This window comes from Arthrobacter sp. (genome assembly GCF_030540645.1).
Taxonomy (GTDB): Bacteria; Actinomycetota; Actinomycetes; order Actinomycetales; family Micrococcaceae; genus Specibacter.
The window spans coordinates 14,770-17,831 of record NZ_JAUNVV010000077.1 but is presented as its reverse complement, the minus strand read 5'-3'; the positions used below and the strand labels follow the sequence as shown (position 1 = coordinate 17,831).

The following is a 3,062-nucleotide window of genomic DNA, read 5'->3' as shown; positions in this document are numbered from 1 at the left end:
TAGGTCCAATAGTCGCATCACACTTGGGGGAGGCGGCTTTGCGCGCTTGGTTGTTTAGCCTGCTTCGCTGCTTTAGCCGGCTTCAGTGCCTTGGGCTCCTTGGGTGGCTTCACAGGTTTGGGCGGTTTGCCGCCGGTCTCCAGCTCGGCCAGCAGCTGCTCCGGAATCATGAGGGGCACCGGACCGAAGGCACGCTTGGCCGAGGCCACCACCGCCCGGCCCATCATGTAGTTGCCTGCCCCACCTACGGCAGCACCGATGCCAAAGGGCAGGGCCTTGCCCACCACTGACACGCTGCCTTTGACGGCCATCTTCCGCAGGAATTTCTTCTGCATGGGTGCGATCAGCGTCTTGACTGTTGTCAGCGGAATACTCTTAGTGACCGTCTTGCCCCACGCCTGCATCGGCGTTTTTCCGGTGCCCAAAGCGTGCCCGGTCAGGCCTTGCAACATAGCCAAGCCCTCGTCGCCCAAAATGATGGCCATGACTGTGAGTTGGGCGAGTTCGGGATCTTTGAGCCGTAGGCCGTGGAGTTCGGCAATGGATTGGGCGTAAAGTGCCGTTGCTTCGAGAAAAACCCCGGCAGCGGCAGCTGAAATGGTCAGCGCCGCGACAGTGCCGACCCCCGGAATGATCGCCGTGGCACCAATCGCGGCACCGCCGGTTCCAACACCGGACAGAAAGTCGCGTTCCAGCCGCTGACTGAGCTCAAACGCGGTCGCATGAGGATGCCGTTTGCGCAGGCGCCGCAAATTGGCCAGTACCAGCGGCCGTTGGATTTCTACCGCTTTCAGCAGCAACCCGTGGACGGCGGGCGTGGGCCTGCCATCGTCATAGAACGCCGCGCCTGCGGCAACTCCCACCGCCGGGTTGACCTTCCCTGCCGACTTTGCGAAGCCGGGTCCAGGCTCCATTCCCACGTGCTTGAGTTCTTTGCGTGCCATAACTCCCCTACCCTGTCTGTGCCTCAAGGCTAGCGGTACATCCGTGCAATGGCCCAGACGTTCACTCCTAGGAAAAACCGCCAGCCACCCCCGGGAGGTCAGCCTGCGAGTGCAGCCGACGTGGCGCCGTCGTGCTTCACCGCGGAGGCAAAGAGGCGGGTGCGCAGGGCAAGGAACAGCAGCACCATGCCGGCGCTGAGCAGGATGTGCCCCAATCCGGCAATGCCTGGGATGGCCGCGGAGACCTCGGTGGCCCCATTGACCTGCAGGATGCCGTGGACCACCATCATGGCCGCCGTCAGCACCAGCCCGGCGTTGTACGTCCAGAAGAACCAGCTGAACAGGCGCGAGCGGGACAACGCGAACACCTTTTCAAGAACCAGCACGATCAGCAGCACCATGAAGCCGAGGGTCAACAGGTGCGTGTGGACCACCGAAAGTTGGGTGAAGCCGGTGAAGTCCTTCCCCTTCGTGAACTCCCGGTAAAAGAAGCCCGAAAGCACTCCGATGACCATGTAGGCAAACGCTGAATAAAAGAGCTTCTTCATGAGGTGTCCTTAGCTGCGGGGCCCCGATGCGGGCCTTTACTTCCAGCCTAGGAACGCGCACGACGGCGGCCATCAACCTTTTGGTTGAACCGGCCGCGACACTTGGCTTATGTTTGCGTTTGCTTCGTGCGTGTCCCGTTCAGCGGTGCTGCCCGGCGTTGCGCGAGTGGTTTTTGGCTGTGCGCTCGTTGCCGCGCTGCGACCGTGGTGGCTGATGGTGACGTCGCCGTTCTCCGCGGTTGTGTACTTAAAACCGTTGGGTTGGTTGCACATTTTGTGCAGCCTATCCGCGGGGGACGAACGAGCCCGATACGTGGCCGGTCAGGAACGATGACACATCGGCCAGTTCGGTGGCGCCGATGTGGTGCCCCAAACCGGCATAGTGGGCGTTGCTCAGTTCCGTGTTGCCCGCCAGCCAATCGGCAGTGAACGCGGTGGCGTCCGGATTGATGACAACGTCGGCGGGGTCGCGTGCCCAGAGGAACGGGATCTGGACGGCCAAGGGTTCCATGGCGGCAAGGAGTTCGTTGTGGAGGACGAAGCCCGAGAGTCCCACGCCGACGGTGAACTGCTCCGGGCGAAGCCGGATGAGGGTTGTGGCCATGGCCATGCCCTGTGAAAAACCCAGCACCGACACTGAACTGAAAGCGTATTTCGCCATGACGGAGTCCAGCCATGCCAGGACTGTGCTTGCAGCCCCAACCACCTCGGCGAAATCGTTGACCAGGAAATAGTCCAACAAGAACCAGCCCCTGTCACCGGCGATGTCCCGGGGCGCGCGTGGGGCCGCACAGGTGAAACCCTTGGGTAGGTCCTTGAACATGGCGGCCATGCGCGCTTCATCCGAGCCGTAGCCGTGCAGCATCAGCAGCAGTGGCGTGCCGTTGCGCTGGTCCTCGGGGCGGGACCACAAAACGTTGTCCATGGGGTAACACTACCCATCCGGCCCGACTTGCTCGGCTTTGAGCGGCGGCGTCCCGCCTGAACGCACCTTTTCCGCATATTCGCAGGGTACAGACACCGCAACAGCGGTCAAGGTGCGTTTATGCGCAAAATTGCCCCCCACTCCCACGGAATTCGGCCCAGCCTCACACCGAATCACCGTTTTTCTGTGTTTGTGTGGATAAATCCTTGACAAGTGAAGATGAACACAGATAAAGTCACTTGAAACAACACCGTGACACACGTCACGCATACCGCTTCAAGCCCCACACCGCTTGAAACGGTTTCAGCGAAAGGAATCCCATGTTTGCGGAGGAACGGCACTATAAAATAGCCGAACTCGTCGGCTCCCGGGGCCGGGCTGGAGTGAATGAACTGGCCGAAATGTTTGCCATCACCCAGGAAACGGTCCGCCGTGATCTGGCTGTACTCGAGGAGGCCGGCCAGCTGCGCCGGGTCCACGGAGGCGCCGTGGCACCGGACCAGCTCACCCGCTCCGAACTGAGCTTGGGCGAGCGGCAGGGCCGTCACACGGATGAAAAGCAGCGCATCGCGACTGCCGCCATGGCGCTCATTCCCCACACGCCGACGGCCTCGATCCTGCTCGACTCCGGCACCACCACCGCTG

The 3,062-nt window shown here is 61.7% G+C and carries 4 protein-coding genes; 1 reads left to right on the top strand and 3 read right to left on the bottom strand.

Annotated features, from left to right (window positions below):
* Window positions 1-17: 17 nt before the first annotated feature.
* From Q4P21_RS13070 to Q4P21_RS13060, 3 genes are all read right to left on the bottom strand, one after another.
* A complete protein-coding gene (locus Q4P21_RS13070; RefSeq protein WP_303389194.1) occupies window positions 18-944 on the bottom strand; it encodes a hypothetical protein in 927 nt (308 codons plus the stop codon).
* A gap of 98 nt (window positions 945-1,042) precedes the next feature.
* On the bottom strand, window positions 1,043-1,492 hold the full coding sequence (locus Q4P21_RS13065; protein WP_303389193.1) for a DUF2871 domain-containing protein: 450 nt from the start codon (window positions 1,490-1,492) through the stop codon (window positions 1,043-1,045).
* A gap of 283 nt (window positions 1,493-1,775) precedes the next feature.
* Window positions 1,776-2,417 (bottom strand): alpha/beta hydrolase, encoded by a 642-nt coding sequence (locus Q4P21_RS13060; RefSeq protein WP_303389192.1) that lies wholly within the window; start codon window positions 2,415-2,417, stop codon window positions 1,776-1,778.
* 320 nt (window positions 2,418-2,737) lie between these two features.
* Between Q4P21_RS13060 and Q4P21_RS13055 the strand changes: the two genes are divergently transcribed.
* On the top strand, window positions 2,738-3,062 hold a 325-nt coding region (locus Q4P21_RS13055; protein WP_303389191.1), incomplete at its 3' end, for a DeoR/GlpR family DNA-binding transcription regulator.

Coding starts and splice junctions, on each gene's coding strand:
- Q4P21_RS13060 (WP_303389192.1), bottom strand. CDS start 2,417: ATGGACAACGTTTTGTGGTCCCGCCCCGAGGACCAGCGCAACGGCACG.
- Q4P21_RS13070 (WP_303389194.1), bottom strand. CDS start 944: ATGGCACGCAAAGAACTCAAGCACGTGGGAATGGAGCCTGGACCCGGC.
- Q4P21_RS13065 (WP_303389193.1), bottom strand. CDS start 1,492: ATGAAGAAGCTCTTTTATTCAGCGTTTGCCTACATGGTCATCGGAGTG.